Genomic DNA, 25,319 nt, shown 5'->3' with positions numbered 1-25,319 from the left:
CGCTAGACGTCCCGCCCAATATTTATTCTAGCCGTTTCTATCCCATAAATTCAAAGCTGGAGCGCTTTAATATTACCTGTCAGGTGTAAAAATGTTGGTCGGCTCAACTGCCGGAGTGTGCTATCTGTATTGGCAAGGGTTTTAAGGTTGCGACGATTGCGGGCCGGGAGTAATCTGCGAGGACTCAATAACAATGTCTCGTAAGGAGCGCAATATGCCAAAAACACTAGCGATTATCGGCGGGTCTGGTTTGACTCAGTTAGAGGAACTGACAATTTCAAGTGCTCATGATATCCAGACACCTTATGGACATCCTTCTGCTCCGGTATTGGAGGGCACGTTTAAAAATCGTCGGGTGTTGTTTTTGGCCAGACATGGACATCCCCATAAAATTCCGCCGCACAAAGTAAATTACCGGGCCAATATGTGGGCGCTGCAGAATCTTTATGCAACTGATGTTATTGCTGTCAATGCTGTCGGGGGAATTACGGAGCAAATGAAGACTCGGCAGTTGGTTGTGCCAGATCAGGTTATTGATTACACGGCTGATCGTGCTCATACATTCTTCGATGGAGATAATGGAGGGGTGACTCATGTCGATTTTTCTTTTCCATACTCTGAAAATCTGAGGGAGCTGTTAATTCAGAGTGGCGAAGAGAAAGGCTTGGGAATTGTTGGGAATGGAGTATACGGTTGTACTCAGGGGCCTCGGTTAGAAACAGCGGCAGAGATAGCACGAATGGAAAAAGATGGTTGCGATATTGTAGGGATGACCGGCATGCCTGAAGCGATTTTGGCTCGGGAGTTAAAGTTAAATTATGCCTGTTTGTCTCTCGTGGTTAATCCTGCAGCGGGGAAAAGCCAGTCCGTTATTACCATCAAGCAGATTGAAGAGGCGTTAGAGCAAGGGATGAATGATGCGATATCGCTGCTGAGTCAGTTTGTTGGTAATTTTTATGCCGCTTGAGGTGAGTTGAGGCAGAGTGTGTTCAGCTCTGCCTCGAAAAAATCATGGGGTGGTTGTTGTGGCCTGTGGTATATCTTCCAAAGGGACAAAATAAATCAACATTCCAAACTTGGGGTTATCAAAATAATATAGTTCTTTGGAGCGCATTCGCCGCTTCATGTTCATATGGGCGCTACTGGTGGCAACATAATATTGATTCTTTTGGCCGTTTACAGGTGAAACTTTATTCTCTGGAGAAGAAAATAATCCCAGGCCCCCATAGGGTTCCAGTTGACCCTGCAGTGAAGCTGCTGGAAGGCTGGAATTATTGTCGGCTCCAGTAAGCAGGTCGAAAGGAGAGTTGCTAAGTGCAACATCTGTTAAATACAGGTTTGTCTCCACATGTAAGTAGCGGCTGATATGGATCTTAATCAGCCCGTGCAGTTCGTTAATACTACCATATTGATGACCTCCGACGATTTCGACCGGAGAGGCTTCTTTCTCAGGTAAAATTGGGTGAAACCAGCTGTTATGGTATAGCACTGTATAGTTTTTGCTGGCTGCAAGTCTGTTTGCCTGACTTTTCAGGTACTGAAGGTTTTCGGGCAGTGTTTCAAATGGAGCTGGGAATTCATCATCTGTGGATGGTTCCTGGTCATTGTTGTCACCTGCCGGGTCGACAATCCGTATGGCATTTTCGGGAATATCCAGCAATGGATAGGTTGGCCAGGTTTCAGGATTCTGTTCGCTGGTTATATTGTTACTGAATATTAGTAGGTTTACCTCGTACCAGCGGGGCTCGGTGGCGAGTGAATGAAGGCTCAGCAGGCATAATCCTGTGCTGAAAATCAATCGCTTCATAATTTATTGGGATCTCTGGTTAGCATTTTAAGAATGTCTTCAATAGTGCCAAAACGTTCTTCGGCTGTCGAAGACTCTATCACGAACTTTAGCTGATCGGCTCTGGTCAGTTTGAATTTGTGGGGCATTGCCTGGACCATTCTGACAATTGCATATGGCTCTATAGTAGTATCTGCTGAGAAATGTATCGTTCCTCCGGCTACTCCAGCATCAATTTTGCTGATGCCAAGTTGTTCAACTTTCAGTCGCAATAAAGTCTGTCTGAACAGGTTCTTGACAGGGGTAGGCAACAGACCAAAGCGATCAATCATTTCTACCTGTAGCTCACGAACAGTTTGTTCATCGGTTGTGCTGGCGACGCGCTTGTAAAGTGTCAGGCGAGTATTGACGTCTGGAATATAGTCATCCGGGATAATTGCGGGGATGTGCAGGGTTATTTCTGCGCCATGATCCAGAGGGTTCTCAAGGTCCGGTGTTTTGCCGCTACGTATGGCTTTAACTGCCCGATCCAGCATTTCCATGTACAGGCTATAACCGATGGTTTCCATATGTCCGCTTTGTTCTTCACCAAGAAGTTCTCCCGCGCCACGTATCTCCAGATCATGGGTTGCCAATGTGAAACCGGCACCCAGGTCATCGGCTTCCGAAATAGCATCCAGCCGTTTTAGGGCATCCTTGGTCATGGTTTTTGGGGGAGGGGTTAACAAATATGCGTAGGCCTGGTGATGGGATCGACCAACTCGTCCACGAAGTTGGTGCAGTTGAGCTAAACCAAACTTATCCGCACGATCAATGATAATGGTGTTTGCTGATGGAATGTCGATACCTGTTTCGATAATTGTGGTACAAACAAGTACATTAAAGCGCTTGTGATAAAAATCTGACATCACTCTTTCAAGTTGACGCTCACTCATTTGCCCATGGCCTATCGCGACTCTGGCTTCGGGCACCAGGCTTTGAATGTCCGCAGCGCACTTCTCGATATCTTTGACTTCGTTATGCAGGTAATAAACCTGGCCGCCGCGCAAAATCTCCCTCAGGATGGCCTCTTTTTTAAGTGCGTCGTCAGTTTGCCTTACGAACGTCTTTACTGACAAACGACGTGCCGGTGGTGTGGCGATAATCGATAAGTCTCGAATGCTCGCCATCGACATATTAAGAGTTCTTGGAATAGGCGTGGCTGTCATTGTGAGAATATCGACATTTGCTCTTAGGGCTTTTACTTTCTCTTTCTGTTGAACTCCAAAGCGATGCTCTTCGTCCACAATCAATAGCCCGAGGCGCTCGAACTTGATCTGAGAGCCTAGTAGTTTGTGGGTGCCGACCACAATATCTATAGACCCTTTTTCAAGCCCTTCGATAATTTTGGTGCTCTCTTTTCCTGTTTTGAATCGGGAAAGGCTCTCAATTTTTATGGGCCAGTCTGCCAAGCGATCACGGATGTTGTCGTAGTGTTGCTGAGCCAATAGCGTCGTTGGAACCAGCACAGCCACTTGTTTGCCTGACATGGCGGCAACAAAGGCAGCGCGCATGGCAACTTCTGTCTTACCAAAACCAACATCGCCGCAAATGAGCCGGTCCATGGGGCGATCCTGTCGCATGTCATTTAGTACAGCCTCAATTGCTGTTTGCTGGTCGGGGGTTTCCTCAAATGGGAAATCCGCTGCAAAGCGCCGATAATCAGCATCTTCAAAGTTGAAAGCATGACCTTTTTTGGCTTCGCGTTGAGCATATATTTCCAGCAACTCGGCGGCAGTGTCGCGGATTTTTTCTGCTGCTTTACGCTTGGCCTGACTCCAGCGATCAGTGCCCAGTTTGCTGAGTGGAGCGTACTCCATGTCTGTGCCAGAGTACCGGGAGATTAAATGCAGATTGGTTACTGGCACATACAGTTTGGCTTTGTCGGCATACTCAAGCGTTAGAAACTCGTCTTTTTGGCCATCAACTTCAATGGTTTCCAAGCCTCGATAGCGACCAATACCATGGTCAATATGCACAACTGGTGCGTCGATTTTCAGTTCTGTCAGGTTTTTGACGACATTTTCGGCAGCTTCCTGAGATTGCTTGCGACGTCGTCGCTGAGTGACCATGCTCTGGCCAAATAGCTGCGACTCCGTAATGACAGTGATGCCTGCATCTGGAAGGACCAGACCCCGCTCCAGTGGCGCAACAACGATTGCCTGCCGGTTGCCCGTGGATATAAAACTGCTCCAGCTGTCGAGCTCTGTCGGATTCAGTCGAATGGTTTTAAGTAAATCCAGCAGGCTTTCTTTACGACCATGACTCTCTGCACAAAACAATACGCGGTGAGAGGTTTCCATTAAAAATGCTTCTAGCGCATTTAAGGGGTTTTGTGCTCGGGAATCGATTGGATATTCTGAAGGAACTGCCAAAGATAAATTCAGACGCCCTGGTTTTTCTTCCAGGGGATGTTCTGTCAGTGAAATGCGTGGGAATGACTTCAGGCGTCGGAAGAGTTCTTCTTTGGCAATAAAAATTTCTTGTGGCGGCAGAATTGGCCGGCTTATATCGTGGCGACGGTTTTCATAGCGATTACTTATTTCCTGCCAGAAATGATCCATGCTGCTTTCAAGGCCTGATTCCGTAATGATCAGTGTATCTTCGGGCAGGTAATCAAATACACTGCTTAATTGGTCGTAAAACAGTGGGAGGTAGTATTCAATACCTGCGGGTATAAGGCCATCGGATATGTCTTGATAGATGGGGCAGTTTTTTAATGGTACGTCAAAGGTCGCTCTGAAGTTTTGTCGGAACTGAGCAATGGCTTCTTCAGTAAGAGGAAACTCTTTTGCCGGCAGCAGTTCAACTTTTTCGATTTGCTCTATACTTCGCTGTGTATCCGGGTCGAACGTTCGGAGTGTATCGATTTCCTGGTCAAATAGATCGATACGGATCGGTAGGTCCGTGCCCATCGGAAATACATCCATGATGGAGCCTCGGATTGAGTATTCTCCGTGTTCAAAAACCGTCGCTACGTTTCGGTATCCGGCGTTGTCGAGTCTCTTTCGGAATGAATCGATATTAAACTCAGCGCCGGTATGGAGTTGGATACTGTGGCTCTGCAAATAAAGCGCTGGTGCCAGACGGTGCATGATCGTGGCTATAGGGACAACCAACAATCCCTGTTGTAAAGAAGCTAGTGCTGTCAGAGTTTTTAATCGCTGACTGATAATATCCTGATGAGGAGAAAAATTATCGTAAGGAAGCGTTTCCCAATCCGGCAGATTTAGTATCTCGATCTGGTCACCGGAATAAAAGCGTGTTTCAGCAATGATTGTGCTGGCTGAGACAGATGACTGAGTAATCACAACCGTCAATTGCTTGGGTTGTTGACAGAGTTGAGCAACAGCAAACCCCATGCCTCCACCTGCTAGAGTGCCCAGAAGCTTATGATCACCGGCTTTGGTGGGGACGAACTTAGTTAGATTCATTGACTTAATTTACACAATCAGCGTTATTGAAGGGCGCGTAGTTTACCACTCGGGCGGCAGGTATCCAGGGTTGGGTGATGGTTTTTAATGTTATTAATAGTTATTCTCATTTGTGGGGTTGATCGAAAAGCACACTAAATTCAATGCATTAGTAGCAAGTCATGAATCCTATCCTTATACTAATGCGCGCGAATTTGGGGAGGTATCCGGTTTTTGAAAGAAAAACCACAGGATGCCTGAAACTCAACTTATTTCTGAAAGGGTCATGTCAGACATATGTTTTTCGTTGGCCCTACCAAAATCTACTCATCTAAAATAATTGGACTAGGCATATGATCGAAATCAAGAAAGGTCTCGACCTGCCGATTACTGGTAAGCCGAAGCAGTCAATTCGTGACGGCAAATCAGTTTCTTCGGTGGCGGTCGTTGGCTTTGACTACCATGGTCTAAAACCCACTATGAAAGTCAAAGAGGGCGACAAGGTCAAACTCGGTCAAATCCTTTTCTCAGATAAAAAAAATGATGGGGTTGTCTACACTGCACCGGGTGCCGGTGTGGTTAAGCAGATCAACCGGGGTGCCCGTAGGGTATTCCAGTCCCTCGTCATAGATCTGGAAGGAGATGAATCGGAGAGTTTTGAGAGTTATGAATCCAGTCAGTTAGCTGCATTATCTCGCGATAAGGTAGTAAGCAATTTGGTAAATTCGGGCCTTTGGACGGCTTTGCGGACCCGACCATTTAGCAAAGTACCGAAGATTGACTCAGCTCCTAACTCAATTTTTGTAACCGCCATTGACACTAACCCCCTGGCTGCAGATCCGGCAGTAATCATTGCTGAGCAAAAGGATGCATTCGTTGACGGTTTGGCTGTTCTGGCGCGCCTGACCGAAGGCAAGGTGTTCCTGTGCAAAGCCCCCGGTGCTGACATTCCATCTGGTAGCGCTCAGGTTCAAGAATTTGGCGGTAAGCACCCGGCCGGTAATGTGGGTACTCATATTCACTTTGTCGACCCTGTTAGTCGTCATAAGACGGTTTGGACGATTGGTTATCAGGATGTTATTGCTATCGGAAAGTTGTTCACCACCGGGCAACTCTATGTTGAGCGTGTGGTTGCAATCGCAGGTCCTCAAGCCAGTGATCCTGGACTTGTCCGAACTCGCGTCGGTGCCAGCCTGCAGCAATTGACTGCAGATGAGGCCAAGCCGGGAGAAAATCGTTTGATTTCCGGTTCTGTCTTTGGTGGCCGTAATGCAACTGCGGATGCATTTGCATATCTTGGGCGTTATCACAGTCAGGTGTCCATATTGAAAGAAGGTCGTGACCGCGACATGCTGCATTATGTGCGCCCTGGCTTTAACTACTTTTCTGTCCTGAACACGTTTATTTCCAGTCTGTCTCCTTCGAAAAAATTCGATTTCGATACTTCTGCGAATGGTTCAGAGAGATGCTTCCTGCCGTTGGGTAATTTTGAGAAGGTCATGCCTCTGGATATATTGCCGGCGCAGTTGCTAAGAAGTCTTATTGTCGGCGATATCGATACTGCAGAAAAACTGGGAGCCCTGGAGCTGGATGAAGAAGACCTGTCTCTATGTACCTTTGTGTGTACCGGTAAGTATGAGTATGGCGCTATTTTGCGTTCCAGTCTGACGCGTATTGAGTTGGAGGGTTAATTGTGGGATTGAGAAAAATTCTGGATGATCTCGAACCGCATTTTACGAAAGGCGGAAAATTCGAGAAGTTGTTTGTGATCTATGAAATGATCGATACAGCGACTTATAAACCAAGTATCGTTACTCACTCTTCGTCTCATGTGCGCGATCATAATGACATGAAGCGTATTATGATCCTGGTGTGGATGGCGGCATTGTTACCCATGGTGGTAGGAATGTTTAACCTCGGTTATCAGGCCAATAGTGCCATTGCTGCTGGTTTGCCCGTTGGTGATGGGTGGCGTGAAGCATTGATCGGGCTGTTTGCCGGGAACGATCCGACCAGTGGTTGGGATAACTTTTGGTACGGTTTCTGGTATTACATGCCTATCTATATCACTATCTTTATGGTCGGTGGTATTTGGGAAGCGATTTTCGCAGGTGTACGTGGCCACGAAATCAATGAAGGCTTTTTTGTAACATCCATTCTGTTTGCCCTTGCTTGCCCACCAAGCATTCCACTTTGGGCTGCCGCCCTTGGTATTTCTTTTGGTGTTGTATTTGGCAAGGAAGTGTTTGGGGGAACCGGTAAAAACTTCCTGAACCCCGCACTTTCAGGACGAGCCTTTCTGTTTTTCGCATATCCCATGTTTATGTCTGGTGATTCCGTCTGGGTTGCAGTGGACGGCTTTTCCGGTGCGACTGCACTCAGTGTGGCAGCTTCACAGGGCTTGGATGCTCAGGGAACTTTGAACGGATTGACTTGGATACAGGCATTTCTTGGAAATATGGCCGGTTCGGTTGGTGAGACATCTACGCTCGCTATTCTGATATCCGGTGCATTTCTGATGATTACCGGTGTTGCTTCATGGCGCATTGTCTCTGGTGTAATGATCGGAATGGTGGCAACGGCATTATTATTTAATGCAATTAGCTCAGATACTAATCCCATGTTTAGTTTGCCTCCGCAGTGGCATCTGGTGCTGGGTGGTTATGCCTTTGGTATGATTTTCATGGCGACAGATCCGGTTTCTGCCTCTATGACGAATAAGGGTAAATGGATCTTTGGTGCACTGATTGGTTTTATGGTAGTAACCATTCGGGTTGCTAATCCGGCGTTTCCGGAAGGCATGATGCTGGCTATTCTGTTTGCTAATTTGTTTGCTCCAATCATCGACCACTTTGTTGTTCAAGCAAACGTCAAGAGGAGGGCGGCTCGTGTCTGATAAGAACTCCATAGGCAATACCATAAAAATTGCTTTCCTAACCTGTTTGGCATGTTCCATTGTTGTATCTATGGCGGCAGTGTCATTAAAGCCCATACAGGAAGCTAACAAAGCAAACCAGGTTCGTCGGAGTGTTTTGGAAGCGGCTGGTATTTATAAATCCGGTCAACCCGTTGCCAAACAGTTTGAATCGGTAACCACTCATATTGTTGATTTGCGCACAGGTGAGTACACCGATGCAGTGGATGCTGGCAGTTATGATCAGAAAGTGGCAGCTAAAGATCCATCAATGAGTGAGGCTTTACCGCCGTCTGAAGATACCGCCTCTATCAAACGCCAGGAGTATTACTCCAAAGTTTATACCGTTGAAAAAAGTGGGCAGCTGCAGACAGTGATTCTCCCTGTTCGGGGATATGGTCTCTGGTCAACTATGTATGGCTTTATTGCCCTGGACAAAGATCTGAATACTGTAGTTGGTTTCGGATTTTATGAGCAGGGTGAAACTCCGGGACTGGGTGGTGAAGTAGATAATCCAAAATGGAAAGCATTGTGGCCAGGTAAAAAAATCTTTGCTGATGATGGCTCTCTGGCTATAGCGGTAAAAAAAGGAAATATAGACCCCAGCAACCAATATCAAGTAGATCATGTGGTTGATGGTTTGTCTGGCGCAACCCTGACAACACGCGGTGTTGATAACCTGGTCCATTTTTGGATGGGTAAAAATGGGTATGGGCCTTTCCTGAAGAACTTGGCAAAAGGGGAGGTGTAAGGTATGTCTTCAGCAATTAAGAAAACTCTACTGGGACCCATTCTGACTAATAACCCGATCGCATTACAGATTTTGGGAATTTGTTCAGCTCTTGCGGTTACATCCAGTATGCGTGTGGCATTTGTAATGAGTGTCGCGCTGACGCTGGTAACGGCTTTTTCCAATTTGTTTATCTCACTGATACGGAATCAGATTCCTTCCAGTATCCGTATTATTGTGCAGATGACGATCATTGCTTCCTTGGTTATTGTGGTTGATCAGATACTCAAAGCGTATGCCTTTGAAATCTCCAAACAGTTATCTGTGTTTGTAGGACTGATTATTACCAACTGTATCGTGATGGGACGTGCTGAAGCATTTGCTATGGCAAACCCGCCTGTACCAAGCTTTCTTGATGGTATTGGGAATGGTCTGGGTTACTCGGCGATGTTGATGGTGCTGGGCTTTATTCGTGAGCTTCTGGGTTCCGGAAAATTGTTTGGGTTTACCATACTTCCGGTTGTAAATGATGGTGGTTGGTATATCCCTAATGGCTTGCTGTTACTGCCCCCAAGTGCTTTCTTTCTCATTGGTCTGATTATTTGGGGTATTCGTACCTACAAGAAGGATCAGGTTGAGAAAGCAGAGTTCAAGATGACCAAACATGTTAATAAGGAGGCGATGTAATGGAAGGTTTGATTAGCCTTTTTGTCAGAACAGTCTTCGTTGAAAACATGGCTCTGGCGTTCTTCCTTGGGATGTGTACCTTTTTGGCACTTTCTAAGAAAGTTGAGACTGCGATTGGTCTTGGGATTGCGGTTATTGTCGTGCAAACCATTACTGTACCTATTAACAATCTGCTTTATAACTATGTACTGCGTGATGGTGCATTGGCATGGGCAGGCTTTCCTAATGCAGACCTTAGCTTTTTGGGGCTGTTGAGTTATATCGGCGTAATTGCTGCTATGGTTCAAATATTGGAAATGTTCCTCGATAAGTATGTTCCAGCACTCTATAACGCATTGGGGGTGTTTTTGCCTTTGATCACGGTGAACTGCGCTATTATGGGTGGTTCGTTGTTAATGGTTGAGCGCGATTATACTTTTGCTGAAAGTGCTGTATATGGCGTGGGATCTGGCTTTGGCTGGGCGCTGGCCATTGCAGCTCTTGCCGGTATTCGTGAAAAACTCAAGTACAGTGACGTGCCTGCTGGTCTGCAGGGCCTAGGCATCACCTTCATAACTGTTGGGCTGATGTCTCTTGGTTTTATGTCATTCTCTGGTATCAGCCTTTAAAAGGGAGTGATCGTATAATATGAGTACAGAAATTATTCTTGGCGTAGTGATGTTTGTGGTGATCGTGTTTGCACTGGTTGCTGTCATCCTCGCCGCCCGCTCACAATTAGTGAGTTCGGGAAATGTTAAAATTATGATTAATGATGATTCCGGTAAAACTTTAGACGTTTCTGCTGGTGGCAAACTGCTTCAGACATTGGCTAACTCCAATGTGTTCCTGTCGTCTGCGTGTGGCGGTGGCGGTACCTGTGCACAGTGTAAATGTAAGGTTCTCGAAGGTGGTGGCTCTATGTTGCCAACTGAAGAGGGCCACTTTACCAAAGGTCAGGCTCGCGAAGGTTTTCGCCTTGCTTGTCAGGTATCCGTTAAACAGGATATGAAAATCGAAGTGCCCGCCGAAGTGTTTGGTGTCAAAAAGTGGGAGTGTACGGTTGAGTCTAACCCCAATGTTGCAACCTTTATTAAAGAACTGACGCTGAAGCTGCCAGAAGGGGAAAGTGTCGATTTCCGCGCTGGTGGATATGTGCAGCTTGAGGCGCCTCCTTCGCATATCAAATTTTCAAACTTTGATATTGAAGAGCAGTTTCGTGGCGATTGGGAGCGTTTTGGTTTCTTTAACCTCGAGACCAAAATTGAAGAGCCCGTCATTCGTGCTTATTCAATGGCGAACTATCCTGAAGAAAAAGGTGTGGTTAAATTCAATATCCGTATTGCCACCCCTCCTCCAGGAAGTAGTGGGGTCCAGCCAGGTCTGATGTCATCTTTTGTGTTTAACCTGAAACCAGGTGATAAGATGACAGTGTACGGACCCTTTGGTGAATTTTTCGCTAAAGATACAGATGCTGAAATGGTATTCATCGGTGGTGGTGCGGGTATGGCACCAATGCGTTCTCATATCTTTGATCAGCTTAAGCGTCTTCATACCAAGCGTAAAATGAGCTTCTGGTATGGTGCGCGTTCGTTGAAAGAAGTTTTCTACAATGATGAGTATGACATGCTGGCTGCCGAAAATGAGAATTTTGATTGGCACCTGGCTTTGTCTGACCCACAGCCAGAAGATGACTGGAATGGCCTGACTGGATTCATCCATAACGTTTTGTATGAAAACTATCTTAAGGACCATGAGGCACCAGAAGATTGCGAGTACTACATGTGTGGTCCTCCAATGATGAACGCCGCAGTTATTAAAATGCTGAAAGATCTGGGTGTAGAAGACGAAAACATTCTGCTGGATGATTTTGGCGGATAAGAGTCTGGGAGTATTCGTGCAGATACGTTCTGTGTTAAAGCCCGTGTATGTTGTGATGGCATTTTTTGCCATCATGGCAGCCACGGGCTGTTCTGTTTCTGGCCAGGATGAAATTCAAACGTTTTATGGTCAAGCCTTGGGAACCAGCTATTCTATCAAGTACGTTGGTGGAAAAAGTAAAGTAGGCAAATATCAACATGGCGTGAATAGTGTGCTTGATCGTATTGATCAGTCGATGTCTACATATTTGAAACAATCTGAGCTTAACCGGTTTAATGACGCCGCTGTCGGTGCGCCTTTTCATATGTCTGATGATTTATTCTACGTTGTTTCACAAGCCCAGATCATCAGCGAAAAAAGTTCCGGCTCATTTGACATTACCGTGGAACCACTGGTGGACTTATGGGGGTTCGGGCCAAGTGATCGACCGGATATCGTCCCGGATAAGGCGGAGCTGAACAAAGCATTTGGTATGGTGGGCTATTCAGCATTACAGCTGGATCCGGCCACTCAAACAGTCACTAAAACAGCACCAAGAGAGATTGATTTGTCTGCAATTGCCAAAGGTTATGCAGTTGACAAGGTTGCAGAATACCTGGACAGCCTCAATATTTCTGCATATCTGGTGGAAGTTGGCGGTGAAATGCGCCTAAAGGGCAAGAAACCTAACGGCGACAGTTGGCGGGTAGCTATAGAGACCCCGGAAAGCGGTGCCCGAGGAATATATCGGATTTTACCCTTATCTGATCGGGCTATTGCGACGTCTGGGGATTATCGCAACTATTTTGAGGTCAACGGGAAAAGATATTCCCATACGATTGATCCCAAAACCGGCTTTCCGATTGATCACCCGTTGGTTTCGGTGAGTGTGATTGCGGATAGCTGTGCTATTGCTGATGGATGGGCTACAGCGATGATGGTTCTAGGTACCAAGTCTGCTCTTGAGTTAGCTGAGAAAGAGCATTTGGCTGTGTTTTTGATTGAGAAAACAGCCGATGGATTTAAAGAATATAAAAGTTCGTTGTTTGATAACTACGAGTTTAAGAGGTGATTATGAGTACATTTATTGTTGTATTTTTTGCCATGGTTATATTTACCGCATTGATGGCTGTTGGTGTAATGATGGGTAGAAAACCCATTACTGGGAGCTGTGGTGGCATGGCTGCGCTGGGTATGGACGTAGCCTGTGATATCTGTGGTGGGGATAAAAGTATTTGCGAGGATGAGGTTGAAAAAGCCAAAAGGATCAGTCAAAAAAGCGCTGGTTTGGCCTATGACGCCGCTGCAAAATAGATCTTTGGGTTTTAATAAAATGTTTTATGTTGTGATTACTATGGCTGGGAGTATCTATGGCTGAATACAGTTACGATGTTGTCGTTATTGGCACTGGGCCTGCAGGAGAGAGTGCCGCCATGAACGCCGGCAAAAAGGGAAAAACTGTTGCACTTGTAGACTCCCGGGCCGAGGTTGGGGGTGGTTGCACCCATAAAGGAACAATTCCTTCCAAGGCGCTCCGTCATGCAGTTCATGCTGTTATGAAATTTAATAGAACTCCCTTGTTCAGAGCTATTGCGGAGCCCACTTTGCTGTCTTTTTCTGAAGTTAATGCCAGTGCCCAACAGGTCATTAACAAGCAGGTAAGTATGCGGCGCCGCTTTTATAGTCGTAATCATTTTAAGATTTTTAATGGCCATGCGCGATTTATGGACCCCCATACCATTGAGGTTCAGACCAGCCAAAGTACCAAGGATATCTTACATGCAGGGCATGTTGTCATTGCGACTGGTTCCCGTCCATACCGTCCTGAAAACGTCGATTTTAATCATCCTATGGTGTTTGACAGTGACACTATACTAACGCTGGACAGAACTCCTCGCCGTATCATTATTTATGGGGCCGGGGTTATTGGTTGTGAGTATGCTTCTATTTTTAATGGTTTGGGCTGCAAGGTTGACTTGGTTAATCCAGGCGAACGATTGTTGGCGTATATGGATGATGAAATTTCAGATGCCTTGAGTTATCACATGCGTGGTCATGGAGTGTTGATCCGTCATAATGAAATGTTTGAGAGTCTTTCTGGTTACGATGATTATGTTGAATTGAAGCTTCAAAGTGGGAAAGTGATTAAAGCGGATGCTTTTTTATGGGCCAATGGTCGAGCCGGTAATACGGATGATCTTGGTCTTGAAAATGCTGGCTTGGAGGCAAATTCCCGTGGTCAGCTTGAGGTTGATCGATTTTATCAAACAAAGGTGGACAATATCTTTGCTGTTGGCGATGTAATCGGTGCGCCAAGCTTGGCCAGTGCTGCGTATGATCAGGGTAGGGCTGCTTCTGGTGCTATCGTAAACGATTCGAGCTATATCTTTTTTGAAAATATACCGAATGGTATTTATACCATTCCAGAGATCAGTTCCGTTGGTAAAAACGAACGCGAACTGACAAAGGCCAAGATTCCTTATGAAGTCGGTAAAGCCTATTTTAAAGATACAGCCAGGGCACAGATCACTGGCGAAGATGTAGGTGTGTTAAAAATTCTGTTTCATCGTGAGACATTAGAGTTATTGGGGATACACTGTTTTGGTGACCAGGCTGCAGAGATTCTTCATATTGGGCAAGCCATTATGGAGCAGAAAAATGGTGGCAATACACTTGAATACTTTGTTACCCATACATTTAACTACCCGACGATGGCAGAAGCTTATCGTGTTGCTGCGCTCAATGGATTAAATCGACTATGAAATATGAAATTGTTCCAGTGACCCCGTTTCAGCAGAATTGTTCCATCCTGTGGTGCGAAAAAACGGGTAAGGCTGCAATTGTCGATCCTGGTGGTGAAGCAGGGAAAATCCTGGCGCGCGTTGAAGCTTTGGCTATTGATGTTGATAAGGTTCTATTGACACACGGACATCTTGACCATGCTGGTGCAGCCAATGCTATCAAGAGTATGCTGAACGTTCCTATTGTTGGACCTCAGCAGGAAGAAGCTTTCTGGCTGAATCAAATAGAGAATCAGGCTTCTATGTTTGGTTTCGGCGAAGCTGAAAACGTGGTGCCGGATATGTGGTTGAGTGATTCCGACATTATTAGTATTGGGGAAGTAGAGCTGTTGGTGTTGCACACCCCTGGTCATACTCCAGGTCATGTTGTGTTTTATTGTGAGTCTTCCAGGGTAGCAGTCGTTGGTGATGTACTATTTGCGGGTAGTATTGGGCGCTCAGATTTTCCACGTGGCAATCACGCTCAATTGATCCAATCTATTCGTGAGAAACTGTTTGGGCTTGGGGATGACATACGTTTTATTCCAGGTCATGGTCCGATGTCGACCTTTGGGCAAGAGCGTCTGACAAATCCTTTTGTTGCTGATCGAAATTTTGGGTGAGTTTCGACCGGCTCTCAGCTCACTGATTCGCGTCCAGGCCGATATCGATATACTCGAATACTCGGAGCAATGGGGTCTTCCTCTAATTGATTGTCGTTTCTGATTTTGCGTTGGCGTTTTTCAGGAGGAAGAGAGTTTGGGATCGAAAAAGCAGGCATTCCTTGCTCTTTAGGGAAGAAAATCGGTAAAGCCACATTAAAAGCTGTTCGCTCTCCATTTCCATATAGTATGTTTGCTCGCATTATCGGGCTAAGATTTTGCACTAGTGCCAAAACTTCTGTGTCAGGCAGACTCCCCAGGCGATCATACTGAGCCTTGATGTGTGGAGCTAACACATCAAAGCGCATTAGTTTTTTGAGTGCGTCCTGTTTTGAAATCCTTTGAATGCTTTTTCCACTTTTGTACCAGTTAAAGCTTATTTTTGCGGGATGTTGTCGCAAGATAGGTATCGCTCGTGTGACTTGTTTGAGGTTAAGTCGGGCCAATCCCTTGGCTGCAAGCTCATTGGCCAAGTTTGGATGTCTGGAGATTAATTCGTATTTGTATCTGTTCAGGTCATTTGGAGAATCTTCTCTGATCTTTTTGATGCAGTCTGCGAAATTCGCTTTTAGTTGGTTGATCTCAGTAACCTGGTTCAGTATTTTTTCATCGCTTGCAACCAATCCGTAGTAAGAGATGGTTTCGCGACCGTCCATCCCATCCCGATACCAGAAATCAGTGATTGCTTCATGAATTCCTTGCGCAGCAGTTTGGTAGCCATGACACCAGCAGGTAACTTGGTGGTGTTGTAAATGCTGTCTGAGGGATTGAGTTAAAGACAGAAGAGTGTCGAAAATATGTTCTAGCTGCTGCATAGATACCAATGTGTTTCAATAGTTATATATCAAATTCTATTTGTGTTCTGTTGGGCTAATTGTCTTGCGATATAATTTTATTATATTCATTGTTAGGATGATCTATATTTGCTGCCAATGATAGGGTTGTGGTCATCGTTATACCGGTTTGTTTCGTACTATAGGCCTTTATTGAGATGGTGGTTAAAAAAATCGATTGTTCTTGACCATGCCAATTCAGCATTCTGTTCATCATAACGGGCTGTAGAGTCATTATGAAACCCATGGTTTACGCCAGAGTACATATAGGTTTCATAAGGTACCTTATTTTTCTTTAGTATCTCTTCATACGACGGCCAGGTTGCATTAACGCGCTTGTCTAGTTCTGCGAAATGCAACAATAAAGGGCCTTTAACCCGATCTATAATATCCTCATGAGCGGGAGTTCCGTAGAACGGTGATATTGCGTCCATTGTATCTGGAATTGTTGCGGCAAGCATATTGCAGATATATCCGCCAAAACAAAAGCCAACCGCACCGACTTTTCCGTTACCTTTTTCATATTGTTTTAAGAATTGCGCAGCAGCTATAAAATCCTGTTCGATTTTTATTTTATTCATAGAGCTCTGCATACTTCGTCCGTCATCATCGTTGCCGGGATAACCACCCAGAGGGAATAGCGCGTCTGGAGCAAGGGCAATAAAGCCTTTTTTAGCCAGTCTTCGAGCAACGTCTTTTATGTAAGGGTTAAGCCCCCGATTCTCATGTATAACCAAAACCGTCGGAGTAGGCTGCTCAAGCATAGAGGGTAGAACCAGGTAGCCGCGACCAGTTCCATGCCCTTTGGGGGACTCAAAATTCAGATAGCTTGCGGTGATATCCGGATCGTTAAAGGATATTTGTTCGGCGTGTGCATAATTGGGTAGTAATGCTGCTGTAATGGTATTTGCAGTCAAACCTGCTATGGCCAGCGTTGCAACTCTGGATACAAATGTACGGCGGTCAATGTCTCCGTGAGCGTATTCGTCGTACCAGTCAAAAGCTATTTGTGGAATCTTTGAGTTCATTATTCTTCCCTCCAGTGTCCTTATCTTGAAATATCAGATAAGAACTCATCTTAGGGTAAGAAAAGTTTCTACCACAAGTGTATGACGTCTTCAAAAAGGTCAGAGGGATGTAAATTAAAAAGGGCTGCAAGAAAGCAGCCCTTTGGGCGGAGTTACTGTTCCTGATTATCAGGCTCGGTGGCTTTTTTCTTCTCTTCGAGCATTCTCCGCTTTATTTCTCTTGGATCATTGAATGCCCGTTTGGGGGTTGAAGACTCATTATCTGGTTCTTGAGGCTTCTCGGCTTCCGATTTATTGGCTTGTATTTCTTGTGCCGGTTTTGGTTGAGCTGGCTCCTGGTTGGAGGGCGGTGTCTCGACCTTTGTGATAGAAAGGGCTTTTGTTTCCGGTGCTTTTGTTTCCGGTGCTTTGGTTTCTGAAGCATCCTGCTGCTTAACAGTATTCTCGGTGTCTCCGCTAACTGCTTTAGCAACTGGTGCTTTGGTTTCTGTTTCAGCTTTTACGTCAGGAGTTGAGGTATCAGCGTTGTTTTTCGTAGCTTTGAAATCAAAAGTTTCCGGTACGGCAACTGCATCCTGAGAAGAGGTCTGAGGATTTTGAGCTGGTGTGTCGGGACTTTGTTTGTTCTCATTGGTGTTAGGCTGTTGTCTCTGCCGGCGTGGAGCTTTATTCGATGAATTGCGCTTTTTGCGGTTAGAGCCTTTTTCTTCATTGCTAACGGTGCCGCGATTGTCGCGTTCAGGCCTGCGGTTACCCGTTTCTTTTTTGGGAGTGTTTTTCGCAGTCGAGGCTGGTTGTTGCTCCGCGTTATTGCTAGGGGCAGCCTTTGAGCGACGTTCATCATCTCTGCTTTTTGTGGTGCGTTCGGGTCTGGGCTTGTTCGTGCGTGGTTTGTTTTTGCTTGCACTGTTGTTATTGCCCTGACTACGCTGAGATGGTGTTTTTCTGGCGTCTTTTTCTGGTCTGGATCTACCAGTATTTTTGGGCTCAGGCTGAACTGGTTCTATGGTTTTTGAAGTACCACCAAATATCCCGGCAATACTGCCGATCAGGCTGCCAAGTAAGCTTTTCTTCTGCTCATCGCTCTGCGGTTGTATCTCGCGAGATGTTGGTTGAGGAGCTGGTGAGCTTGGTGTGGCAATTGTACTGATGGCCGGTTTTTCAGCAGGTTTGTGTGAATGCTCCTCTTTATCAGTGTCTCCAGTGTCAACTTCAGTAAGATGAATGGCAAAACTGGGTTCAGCAGATGAAATCAGTTCGCTGTCGTCTCTAACTCTGATGACTTCATAATGAGGAGTTTCCAGTGCGGCACTGGGAATGATCAATACCTGCGCTTTTGTACGGGCTTCGATATCTCCAATAGCTTGTCTTTTCTCATTCAGTAGAAATGTTGCAACTGAAATCGGTAATATGGCACGTATCTGAGCAGTTCTTTCTTTCAGGCTTTCTTCTTCGACGAGACGTAAAATAGCCAGGGCCAAAGATTTAACATCCCGTATGACACCCTGTCCATTACAGCGAGGGCAGACATGGCCACTTGTTTCCTCTAACGATGGTCTGAGTCGTTGACGCGACATTTCTAGCAAGCCGAATCTCGAAATACGACCAACCTGTACCCTGGCGCGGTCTGATTCCGTGGCGTCTTTCAGTTTGTTTTCGACTTCCCTTTGGTTTTTAGGGTTATTCATGTCGATAAAGTCGATAACAATCAATCCGCCCATGTCGCGCAGGCGCAGTTGTCTGGCAATTTCCTCAGCAGCTTCGATATTCGTGTTCAGGGCAGTTTCTTCAATATCTACCCCTTTAGTTGCTCTGGAGGAGTTGATATCGATAGATACCAGCGCTTCAGTTGGGTCAATGACAATGGAACCACCGGAAGGGAGCTTCACTTCCCGCTGGAAAGCCGTTTCTATCTGGGTTTCAATTTGATAACGATTGAACAAAGGGACAGATTCTGAATAGAGTTTGATTTTGGGGAGATAAGAAGGCATTACCTTCTGAACAAAGTCTATTGCATAATCATAAACGGCTTTGTTATCGATCAATACTTCGCCAATATCCTGGCGTAGGTAATCTCTAATGGCGCGGATAATGACATTGGATTCCTGAAGAATCAGAAAGGGGGCTTCACGTTCTTTGGAAACACCCGTGATACTTTCCCAAAGCTGTAGTAAATAATCCAGGTCCCATTGAAGTTCTTCAGAACTGCGCCCAATTCCGGCTGTACGAACAATGATCCCCATGCCTTCCGGCACATTAACACTTTGCAGGGCTTCGCGGAGCTGAGCGCGGTCTTCACCTTCTATGCGCCTGGATATTCCGCCAGCTTTTGGATTGTTAGGCATCAATACGAGATAACGACCAGCCAGACTGATCATCGATGTCAGGGCTGCTCCTTTGTTACCTCTTTCTTCCTTGTCAACTTGAACAATGATTTCTGTACCTTCCTTCAAAACATCTTTTATGTTGATGCGTCCGGAAACGTTTGGATCAATGAAGTATTCTCGGGAGATTTCTTTGAGAGGGAGAAATCCATGTCTCTCTGAGCCATAATCTACAAAAGCTGCTTCAAGACTGGGCTCTATTCTGGTTATTTTTCCTTTGTATATATTGGCTTTTTTTTGTTCGCGGAATCCGCTTTCTATATCGAGGTCATATAATTTCTGGCCATCCACCAGTGCAACTCGGATTTCCTCGGATTGAGTTGCGTTAATCAACATTCTTTTCATGCTGTTGATATGCTCTTAATCATGTCAAAGTCATGAAAAGCAAGAAACCAGATAGCTTTATTACCTGCTCTTGTACTACAAAATTGTCTCTGAGAGGGGGTATATGTTAAATCCCCCTCTATTTTGGCTTCGTATTATATAACTAGCCGTGCAAACAGAAGCAGTTGGCTTCCATTCTTATTGTAATACCGGGCAGTCATATGGACTACCAGCATCTAATAATCTGGTTTAGTGCTTTTCTTCTAAGTTAGCTGGTAAGCATCTGATCTACTGTGTTCAGATACTATCAATCCGTTTTTTCGTACAGTCAGCCTTCGGTAGTCTTGAGTTCTTCTCTAATGATTTCAGGATAGGCCTGTGATCAAGTTTAGGCTAAATCGTGTGCTGTACGTTTGATTTGCGATGTTTAAAAAAAGCGCCGTGTTCTTTATGGCGACTCATCTGCTAAACCTTATAAGGATGTTCGGTCATGTAGGACCAGATGCTCTCCTCAGCATATTTGCCCTATATGGGCTAAATGAATATAGCAGTTAAGTTACAGTGCTTCAATCAATGAAGAAATGTTAATATTCGCGCGCATAATTTGTAACGGAGCATACTCATTGTCAGGAGTTCAGTTTATTACTGTTCAGGAGGACCGGGCTGGTCAGAGGCTCGACAATTTTTTGTTATCACAGTTAAAAGGAGTTCCTAAAAGTTGGGTTTATCGTGTTATTAGAAAAGGTGAGGTCAGGGTTAACCGCAAACGCTGCAAGCCCCTGCAAACCCTGATGGCAGGTGATTTGATTAGGATTCCTCCGGTCAGAACTTCAGAAGCAAAGGCTCCTGTGGTTATAAAGCCAGAATTTGCCAGTTCCCTGGAGTCCCGGGTTTTGTTTGAAGATGATGGAATGTTAATTATCAATAAACCCTATGGTATGGCCGTACATGGCGGAAGCGGTGTATCTCTGGGGTTGATCGAAGCTCTGAGGGCTGCCAGGCCTGACGCACATTTTTTGGAGTTGGTTCATAGGTTGGACAAAGATACCTCCGGTTGTTTGATGGTTGCAAAGAAAAGAAGTTTTTTAAAATCGCTTCAGCAGGCAATTAAAGACAAAACGGTTGCCAAGATTTATCAGTGTCTGGTGGTTGGGGAATGGCAGGATAATATAACTAAAGTCACTGCGCCTTTGTTGAAGCTGAGCCGTCAGTCAGGAGAGCGTTATGTTAAAGTCAGTCCTGAGGGAAAGTCTTGTTTGACGACGTTTGAGGTGTTGCAGCGTTATCGTGGTTATACCTTGTTGAAGGCATCACCGGTGACTGGTCGTACGCATCAGATACGGGTGCATTGTCAGTTTAGCCGCTGCCCTATCGTTGGAGATGATAAGTATTGCTCTGAAGCTGACCTGGAATTGGCTCGCGTGATTGGGTTGGATCGTTTGTTTCTGCATGCTATTAGGTTGGAGTTGATCCACCCGTTGTCGAATGAACGAATTGTTGTTGAAGCCGATCCGGGTGAGAAATGGCATGCAGGGGTGGGGACGCTGGAGCGGCTCTGAAATATTTGATGGCGACTTAATATTGTTTAAGGGGAAATGGTTTGAATCAATGGGATGAAGCGGACACCGCAGAAGGTAGAGGTATGCAAAAGCAGCAGGAATCGGAGCGAAAGAATTGGGAGCTCTTGGAGAAAGCGGTTCTGGCTAGTACCAAAGAGGCTCGTAAAAATAGAATATGGGGAATCTTTTTTAAATTGCTGACTTTTGGGTACTTGATTGCAGTTCTGGCTATTTATTTGCAGCAGAGCAATATAAATAGTGTTTCTGCTAGTACTGGCGGGCATGTGGCGGTAGTTCAGGTCAGAGGAGAGATTGCATCCGACTCTGAGGCTTCCGCCGACAACATTATTTCTGGGTTGCGGGCGGCCTTTGATCACCCAGATTCTAAGGTTGTTGTACTAAAAATAAATAGTCCAGGGGGGAGTCCTGTTCAATCAGGGTATGTTTATGATGAGATTATGCGCCTGAAAGAGCTGCACTCTGATATCCCAGTATATGCGGTTATTTCCGATACGGGGGCCAGCGGGGCGTATTACATTGCAGCTGCGGCTGATTATATATATGCGGATAAGGCGAGTATCGTCGGTTCCATTGGTGTTACCGCTGTCAGTTTCGGTTTCCCAGAAGCAATGCAGAAGCTTGGTATTGAGCGTCGTCAGTTTACTTCCGGAGAGCATAAAGCTTTTCTTGATGCGTTTGCCCCACTTAAAGAGGATGAAAAAAAGCTGTTTGAGGCATTACTAGATAATGTGCATCAGCAGTTTATTGCAGCCGTTAAGCAAGGGCGTGGCGAGCGCTTGAAAGATGATCCAAATATGTTTTCGGGGCTATTTTGGAGTGGCGAGCAGGCTCTTGAGCTTGGGTTGATCGATGGGCTGAAGACAACCAGTCAGGTGGCCAGGGAGGCTGGTTATGAAAAGATTATCGATTTTTCACCCAAGCCTAACCCTTTTGACCAGTTTGCTGAGAAGTTTGGTGTCTCCATTGGTAAAGGGGCGGCTCAGGTGCTTGGTATGAATTCAGGTTTTGCTTTGAAATAGTAGTGGATTGGAGTTTTGAAAACTCAGGAATTCGACCAGCTTGATCATGGGTAAACCGATCAGGCTGGTTGGATCATCAGAATGAATGGCCTCTGTCAGACATATCCCCAGGCTTTCGCTCATGAAGCTTCCAGCGCATTGTGAAGGGTCTTCCATGTTCAGATAGTTTTCAATCATTGTGTCTGAGAGGTGTCTGAAACGCACTGTTGTGGTCACGATATCGCTGTAGCTAATACCGGTTGCACTGTTCAATACACAAAGGCCGGTGTAAAAAAAGACGGTTTTGCCCGATTGTTGTTTCAGTTGCCGGGCTGCATTTGCAAGATTGCCAGGTTTGCCAATAGGGTTTATTTGATCAATCGTGGCTACTTGATCGCTGCCGATGATTAAATGATTTGCAAATTCAGAGGTCAGGCTTTTGGCTTTTTCTTCCGCCAGTCTTAGGGCCAGATGGTTGGGGGATTCCCTGGAGAGTTGTGTTTCGTCGCATGAGGGAGCGGCCTGAATGAATGCTATGTTGATTCGTTTCAAAAGCTCAGCCCGATAGCTAGAGGTAGAGGCAAGAATTATATTGGTCATATTTTTTGCTTAAATAATGCTCTTTTAGGTGATAAAGGCTTTGACACTACACGGGTGCATCAATATTATACCGCGCCTATGTCAAGACCGGTGCTTCCAAAGTTGTATGAACCTTATCGTTTAGCTGATAAAGATGTCAGTTACGAAGGTTTTGTCGCCTTAGATTCTTTCGAAAGATTCACGAAGATGTTGGAGTCTAGTGAGGGAGTTCTCTCCGTCAAGCTTCATTTTTTTGTGGACGAGGAAGGAATCAGGTCATTAGAAGGCTGTGCTCAAGCCACGGTCACGCTTGTTTGTCAGCGATGCCTGGAGCCTATGGACTATAGCGTAGAGGCTGATTTTGCTATCAGTTTTGCGTTCCATGAGGATATGGCTCGCAGTATGACGGGACGGTACGATCCAATTGTATTGAGTCCCGATAAGCGAATGAGTTTGGTGGAGCTGATTGAGGATGACTTATTGTTAAGTCTGCCAATGTTCTCCAGTCATTCTGATGGTGAGTGCCAGGTTAAAACCGTATATGAAGATCAGGGTCCTGCTGTAGAAGCTGGTGATGATCAGAAAAAAAGTAACCCTTTCAGTATTCTGGCTAATCTAAAAAAACCAGAATGATATAACAGGAGACTTGTTAAAATGGCTGTTCAACAGAACAAAAAAACTCGTTCTCGTCGTGACATGCGTCGTTCTCATGATGCATTAACCGCAAGAGCGCTGTCTGTAGATTCCACAACTGGTGAAACTCATCTGCGTCATCATGTATCGCCTGAAGGTTTTTACCGTGGGCGCAAGGTGATTGCTGACAAGAGCGAAGCGTAAGGCTCGCACGCCTGTTGGAATAAAGTGAACAAACAATAGAAAGGGAGCGTTGGCTCCCTTTTTTATTTGTTCGGTATATTTTTAACTTTTATTCATGACTGGATATTATTAAGTCTTCGATCTCATAAATGTTTCAACTTCACCTTGGTTTATCGAAGAAAACTTTTAACAATAATGGCTGAGCAACAATATAAGATTTTAAAAATATGACCAATATAGCATTCGTATTCCCCGGACAGGGTTCCCAGCACACTGGTATGCTGGCTCAATTGGCTGAATCGGAAGGTCTGATTCATTCAACTTATAATGAAGCTTCAGCAGTGTTGGGGTATGACTTGTGGGAGCTGGTGCAAAGCGGCCCCGAAGAGTTGTTGAATCAGACAGACAAGACTCAGCCTGCTTTACTGGTGGCAAGTGTTGCTCTGTGGAGAATCTGGCAGGCCAGAAATGGTGCTGTACCTTTGTTTATGAGTGGTCACAGTTTGGGAGAGTATAGTGCTCTGGTGTGTGCGGGTGCTTTAAATTTTGCTGATGCTGTAAGTTTGGTTGAACTTAGAGGTCAGTTTATGCAGTCTGCCGTTCCAGTGGGTGTGGGTGCGATGGCGGCAATTATTGGGCTGGATGATAATGTTATTCTGGATGCGTGTGTCGAAGCTTCAGAGGGGCTCGTGGTTGAGGCTGTTAACTTTAATTCGCCGGGCCAGGTCGTTATTGCAGGTCAGAAAGAAGCGGTCGATCGTGCAATGCTGATTTGTAAGGATCGTGGAGCAAAAAGAGCTTTGCCTTTGTCTGTCAGTGCTCCTTCTCATTGTCAGTTAATGAAGCCGGCAGCTGAGCAGTTGGCTGAAAAGTTGGAATCTATTTCAATCTCTGTTCCTGAGATTCCAGTGGTGCAAAATGTGTGTGCTGCTGTGGAGAGTGATCCGGAAAAAATAAAGGCCAATCTGGTTGAGCAATTATTCAAGCCAGTATTGTGGGTCGACTGTGTGACTTATATGGTCTCACAGGGGGTCGAAGCCACCATTGAATGTGGACCAGGAAAAGTTCTTTCTGGACTAAACAAAAGAATTCATAAGCCGCTGCAGACTTTGGCAATTAATGATGTCACTGGTATTGAAACAGCTTTAAAGCTTGGGGAATGATATGAGTCTTAAGGGTAAGATCGCTTTAGTCACTGGTGCCAGTCGCGGTATTGGTAAGGCTATAGCCTTAAACCTTGGTAGCAAAGGTGCTGTAGTATTGGGTACTGCTACCAGCGAAGTGGGAGCGGAAAATATATCTGCTTATCTGCAAGAATCTGGAATTCAAGGTAAAGGGTATTGTCTGGATGTTGCTGATCAGGAATCTGTGAATGCTGTTTTTAAACAGATAAAAGAAGAATTTGGTGATGTTACTGTTTTGGTGAATAATGCCGGCATTACCAAAGATAATCTGATGCTCAGAATGAAGGCCGATGAGTGGGATCAGGTTATCAATACTAATTTATCCAGCATCTTCCGAACTAGTAAGGCTGCTTTGAAAGGCATGACCAAGGCTCGTTGGGGAAGAATTATTAATATCAGCTCGGTCATTGGTTCAATGGGAAATGCCGGTCAGGCCAACTATGGAGCGGCAAAAGCAGGGGTTGAGGGATTTACCCGTTCGTTGGCAAAAGAGGTTGGTTCCAGGGCAATTACTGTGAATGCTATTGCTCCTGGTTTTATCCAGACTGATATGACTCATGAGCTACCTGAAGAGCAAAAACAGGCACTCCTACAGCAGCTGCCACTGGCCCGTTTGGGAGAGGCTTCAGAGATTGCTGAAGTCGTTGGTTTTCTGGCCAGCGATGGTGCTTCATACGTCACCGGTGAGACGATACACGTCAACGGTGGCATGTACATGGGATAACGATTTATTGAGGCGGGATACA

At 45.5% G+C, this 25,319-nt stretch carries 23 protein-coding genes; 17 read left to right on the top strand and 6 right to left on the bottom strand.

The features are described from left to right. The first annotated feature begins 214 nt into the window (after window positions 1–214). Complete coding sequence (locus tag ACQY6I_RS08225; RefSeq protein ID WP_428240991.1) at window positions 215–967, top strand: S-methyl-5'-thioinosine phosphorylase; 753 nt, start codon at window positions 215–217, stop codon at window positions 965–967. 42 nt (window positions 968–1,009) lie between these two features. Here the strand turns inward: ACQY6I_RS08225 and ACQY6I_RS08220 are convergent, their stop codons facing one another. Beyond that, complete coding sequence (locus ACQY6I_RS08220) at window positions 1,010–1,807, bottom strand: CsiV family protein (RefSeq protein ID WP_428240990.1); 798 nt, start codon at window positions 1,805–1,807, stop codon at window positions 1,010–1,012. Continuing rightward, on the bottom strand, window positions 1,804–5,259 hold the full coding sequence (gene mfd / locus ACQY6I_RS08215) for a transcription-repair coupling factor (RefSeq protein WP_428240989.1): 3,456 nt from the start codon (window positions 5,257–5,259) through the stop codon (window positions 1,804–1,806). The genes ACQY6I_RS08220 and mfd overlap by 4 nt, the downstream gene beginning before the upstream one ends. 332 nt (window positions 5,260–5,591) lie before the next feature. Between mfd and ACQY6I_RS08210 the strand changes: the two genes are divergently transcribed. The 10 genes from ACQY6I_RS08210 to ACQY6I_RS08165 are packed head-to-tail and all read left to right on the top strand — an operon-like array spanning window position 5,592 to window position 14,808. Further along, window positions 5,592–6,929: a Na(+)-translocating NADH-quinone reductase subunit A gene (locus tag ACQY6I_RS08210; RefSeq protein ID WP_428240988.1), complete on the top strand. Its 1,338-nt coding sequence runs from the start codon at window positions 5,592–5,594 to the stop codon at window positions 6,927–6,929. 2 nt (window positions 6,930–6,931) lie between these two features. After that, window positions 6,932–8,134: an NADH:ubiquinone reductase (Na(+)-transporting) subunit B gene (locus ACQY6I_RS08205; protein WP_428240987.1), complete on the top strand. Its 1,203-nt coding sequence runs from the start codon at window positions 6,932–6,934 to the stop codon at window positions 8,132–8,134. Then, complete coding sequence (locus ACQY6I_RS08200; RefSeq protein ID WP_428240986.1) at window positions 8,127–8,903, top strand: Na(+)-translocating NADH-quinone reductase subunit C; 777 nt, start codon at window positions 8,127–8,129, stop codon at window positions 8,901–8,903. Before ACQY6I_RS08205 ends, ACQY6I_RS08200 begins: the two co-directional genes overlap by 8 nt. Window positions 8,904–8,906: 3 nt before the next feature. Continuing rightward, on the top strand, window positions 8,907–9,569 hold the full coding sequence (locus tag ACQY6I_RS08195; protein ID WP_428240985.1) for an NADH:ubiquinone reductase (Na(+)-transporting) subunit D: 663 nt from the start codon (window positions 8,907–8,909) through the stop codon (window positions 9,567–9,569). Beyond that, complete coding sequence (nqrE, locus tag ACQY6I_RS08190) at window positions 9,569–10,177, top strand: NADH:ubiquinone reductase (Na(+)-transporting) subunit E (protein ID WP_428240984.1); 609 nt, start codon at window positions 9,569–9,571, stop codon at window positions 10,175–10,177. The genes ACQY6I_RS08195 and nqrE overlap by 1 nt, the downstream gene beginning before the upstream one ends. A gap of 19 nt (window positions 10,178–10,196) precedes the next feature. Next, window positions 10,197–11,426, top strand: a complete 1,230-nt coding sequence (nqrF, locus tag ACQY6I_RS08185; protein WP_428240983.1) for an NADH:ubiquinone reductase (Na(+)-transporting) subunit F — start codon at window positions 10,197–10,199, stop codon at window positions 11,424–11,426. Window positions 11,427–11,442: 16 nt separating this feature from the next. After that, on the top strand, window positions 11,443–12,477 hold the full coding sequence (locus tag ACQY6I_RS08180; protein ID WP_428240982.1) for an FAD:protein FMN transferase: 1,035 nt from the start codon (window positions 11,443–11,445) through the stop codon (window positions 12,475–12,477). A gap of 2 nt (window positions 12,478–12,479) precedes the next feature. Then, window positions 12,480–12,719, top strand: a complete 240-nt coding sequence (nqrM, locus tag ACQY6I_RS08175; RefSeq protein WP_428240981.1) for a (Na+)-NQR maturation NqrM — start codon at window positions 12,480–12,482, stop codon at window positions 12,717–12,719. A gap of 56 nt (window positions 12,720–12,775) precedes the next feature. Further along, window positions 12,776–14,167 carry a Si-specific NAD(P)(+) transhydrogenase gene (gene sthA / locus ACQY6I_RS08170; protein WP_428240980.1) on the top strand — a complete coding sequence of 464 codons (1,392 nt, stop codon included), beginning with the start codon at window positions 12,776–12,778 and terminating at the stop codon, window positions 14,165–14,167. After that, window positions 14,164–14,808 carry an MBL fold metallo-hydrolase gene (locus tag ACQY6I_RS08165; RefSeq protein ID WP_428240979.1) on the top strand — a complete coding sequence of 215 codons (645 nt, stop codon included), beginning with the start codon at window positions 14,164–14,166 and terminating at the stop codon, window positions 14,806–14,808. Before sthA ends, ACQY6I_RS08165 begins: the two co-directional genes overlap by 4 nt. 14 nt (window positions 14,809–14,822) lie before the next feature. On the opposite strand, the gene ACQY6I_RS08160 is transcribed toward ACQY6I_RS08165, so the two are convergent. The 3 genes from ACQY6I_RS08160 to rne all read right to left on the bottom strand — a co-directional run bounded on the left by ACQY6I_RS08160 (window position 14,823) and on the right by rne (window position 19,437). Next, a complete protein-coding gene (locus ACQY6I_RS08160) occupies window positions 14,823–15,662 on the bottom strand; it encodes a DNA replication terminus site-binding protein (protein WP_428240978.1) in 840 nt (279 codons plus the stop codon). A 158-nt stretch (window positions 15,663–15,820) separates the two neighbouring features. After that, a complete protein-coding gene (locus ACQY6I_RS08155) occupies window positions 15,821–16,708 on the bottom strand; it encodes a dienelactone hydrolase family protein (RefSeq protein ID WP_428240977.1) in 888 nt (295 codons plus the stop codon). A gap of 152 nt (window positions 16,709–16,860) precedes the next feature. Further along, entirely contained in the window at window positions 16,861–19,437 is a 2,577-nt protein-coding gene (gene rne, locus ACQY6I_RS08150) for a ribonuclease E (protein WP_428240976.1), read from the bottom strand. Between the two features lie 602 nt (window positions 19,438–20,039). On the opposite strand from rne, the gene rluC reads away from it, so the two are divergent. After that, window positions 20,040–20,975 carry a 23S rRNA pseudouridine(955/2504/2580) synthase RluC gene (gene rluC, locus ACQY6I_RS08145; RefSeq protein WP_428240975.1) on the top strand — a complete coding sequence of 312 codons (936 nt, stop codon included), beginning with the start codon at window positions 20,040–20,042 and terminating at the stop codon, window positions 20,973–20,975. Window positions 20,976–21,058: 83 nt separating this feature from the next. After that, window positions 21,059–22,015 (top strand): S49 family peptidase, encoded by a 957-nt coding sequence (locus ACQY6I_RS08140; RefSeq protein WP_428240974.1) that lies wholly within the window; start codon window positions 21,059–21,061, stop codon window positions 22,013–22,015. Here ACQY6I_RS08140 and ACQY6I_RS08135 read toward each other — a convergent pair. After that, on the bottom strand, window positions 21,995–22,594 hold the full coding sequence (locus ACQY6I_RS08135; protein WP_428240973.1) for a Maf family protein: 600 nt from the start codon (window positions 22,592–22,594) through the stop codon (window positions 21,995–21,997). The genes ACQY6I_RS08140 and ACQY6I_RS08135 overlap by 21 nt on opposite strands. Before the next feature lie 186 nt (window positions 22,595–22,780). Between ACQY6I_RS08135 and ACQY6I_RS08130 the strand changes: the two genes are divergently transcribed. From ACQY6I_RS08130 to fabG, 4 genes are all read left to right on the top strand, one after another. Beyond that, the gene (locus ACQY6I_RS08130) at window positions 22,781–23,206 is read left to right on the top strand and encodes a YceD family protein (protein ID WP_428240972.1); all 426 of its coding nucleotides are present in this window, start codon (window positions 22,781–22,783) and stop codon (window positions 23,204–23,206) included. A gap of 21 nt (window positions 23,207–23,227) precedes the next feature. Continuing rightward, entirely contained in the window at window positions 23,228–23,410 is a 183-nt protein-coding gene (gene rpmF, locus ACQY6I_RS08125) for a 50S ribosomal protein L32 (RefSeq protein ID WP_044617645.1), read from the top strand. A 206-nt stretch (window positions 23,411–23,616) separates the two neighbouring features. Next, window positions 23,617–24,552 (top strand): ACP S-malonyltransferase, encoded by a 936-nt coding sequence (gene fabD, locus ACQY6I_RS08120; RefSeq protein ID WP_428240971.1) that lies wholly within the window; start codon window positions 23,617–23,619, stop codon window positions 24,550–24,552. A 1-nt stretch (window position 24,553) separates the two neighbouring features. Further along, window positions 24,554–25,297 carry a 3-oxoacyl-ACP reductase FabG gene (gene fabG, locus ACQY6I_RS08115; protein WP_428240970.1) on the top strand — a complete coding sequence of 248 codons (744 nt, stop codon included), beginning with the start codon at window positions 24,554–24,556 and terminating at the stop codon, window positions 25,295–25,297. The last annotated feature ends 22 nt before the right edge of the window (window positions 25,298–25,319 follow it).

The organism is Gynuella sp. (assembly GCF_050297175.1).
Taxonomy (GTDB): Bacteria; Pseudomonadota; Gammaproteobacteria; order Pseudomonadales; family Natronospirillaceae; genus Gynuella.
The sequence above is the reverse complement of the archived record's forward strand: the minus strand, read 5'-3'. Positions and strand labels throughout refer to the sequence as shown.

What these genes read in the sequence shown, in the direction of transcription:
- ACQY6I_RS08155 (WP_428240977.1), bottom strand. Translation starts at nt 16,708, where the DNA reads ATGAACTCAAAGATTCCACAAATAGCTTTTGACTGGTACGACGAATAC.
- ACQY6I_RS08130 (WP_428240972.1), top strand. Translation starts at nt 22,781, where the DNA reads ATGTTGGAGTCTAGTGAGGGAGTTCTCTCCGTCAAGCTTCATTTTTTT.
- ACQY6I_RS08140 (WP_428240974.1), top strand. Translation starts at nt 21,059, where the DNA reads ATGCAAAAGCAGCAGGAATCGGAGCGAAAGAATTGGGAGCTCTTGGAG.
- nqrF (WP_428240983.1), top strand. Translation starts at nt 10,197, where the DNA reads ATGAGTACAGAAATTATTCTTGGCGTAGTGATGTTTGTGGTGATCGTG.
- ACQY6I_RS08135 (WP_428240973.1), bottom strand. Translation starts at nt 22,594, where the DNA reads ATGACCAATATAATTCTTGCCTCTACCTCTAGCTATCGGGCTGAGCTT.
- ACQY6I_RS08210 (WP_428240988.1), top strand. Translation starts at nt 5,592, where the DNA reads ATGATCGAAATCAAGAAAGGTCTCGACCTGCCGATTACTGGTAAGCCG.
- rne (WP_428240976.1), bottom strand. Translation starts at nt 19,437, where the DNA reads ATGAAAAGAATGTTGATTAACGCAACTCAATCCGAGGAAATCCGAGTT.
- ACQY6I_RS08225 (WP_428240991.1), top strand. Translation starts at nt 215, where the DNA reads ATGCCAAAAACACTAGCGATTATCGGCGGGTCTGGTTTGACTCAGTTA.
- ACQY6I_RS08165 (WP_428240979.1), top strand. Translation starts at nt 14,164, where the DNA reads ATGAAATATGAAATTGTTCCAGTGACCCCGTTTCAGCAGAATTGTTCC.
- nqrM (WP_428240981.1), top strand. Translation starts at nt 12,480, where the DNA reads ATGAGTACATTTATTGTTGTATTTTTTGCCATGGTTATATTTACCGCA.
- ACQY6I_RS08220 (WP_428240990.1), bottom strand. Translation starts at nt 1,807, where the DNA reads ATGAAGCGATTGATTTTCAGCACAGGATTATGCCTGCTGAGCCTTCAT.
- rpmF (WP_044617645.1), top strand. Translation starts at nt 23,228, where the DNA reads ATGGCTGTTCAACAGAACAAAAAAACTCGTTCTCGTCGTGACATGCGT.
- fabG (WP_428240970.1), top strand. Translation starts at nt 24,554, where the DNA reads ATGAGTCTTAAGGGTAAGATCGCTTTAGTCACTGGTGCCAGTCGCGGT.
- nqrE (WP_428240984.1), top strand. Translation starts at nt 9,569, where the DNA reads ATGGAAGGTTTGATTAGCCTTTTTGTCAGAACAGTCTTCGTTGAAAAC.
- mfd (WP_428240989.1), bottom strand. Translation starts at nt 5,259, where the DNA reads ATGAATCTAACTAAGTTCGTCCCCACCAAAGCCGGTGATCATAAGCTT.
- ACQY6I_RS08195 (WP_428240985.1), top strand. Translation starts at nt 8,907, where the DNA reads ATGTCTTCAGCAATTAAGAAAACTCTACTGGGACCCATTCTGACTAAT.
- fabD (WP_428240971.1), top strand. Translation starts at nt 23,617, where the DNA reads ATGACCAATATAGCATTCGTATTCCCCGGACAGGGTTCCCAGCACACT.
- ACQY6I_RS08160 (WP_428240978.1), bottom strand. Translation starts at nt 15,662, where the DNA reads ATGCAGCAGCTAGAACATATTTTCGACACTCTTCTGTCTTTAACTCAA.
- sthA (WP_428240980.1), top strand. Translation starts at nt 12,776, where the DNA reads ATGGCTGAATACAGTTACGATGTTGTCGTTATTGGCACTGGGCCTGCA.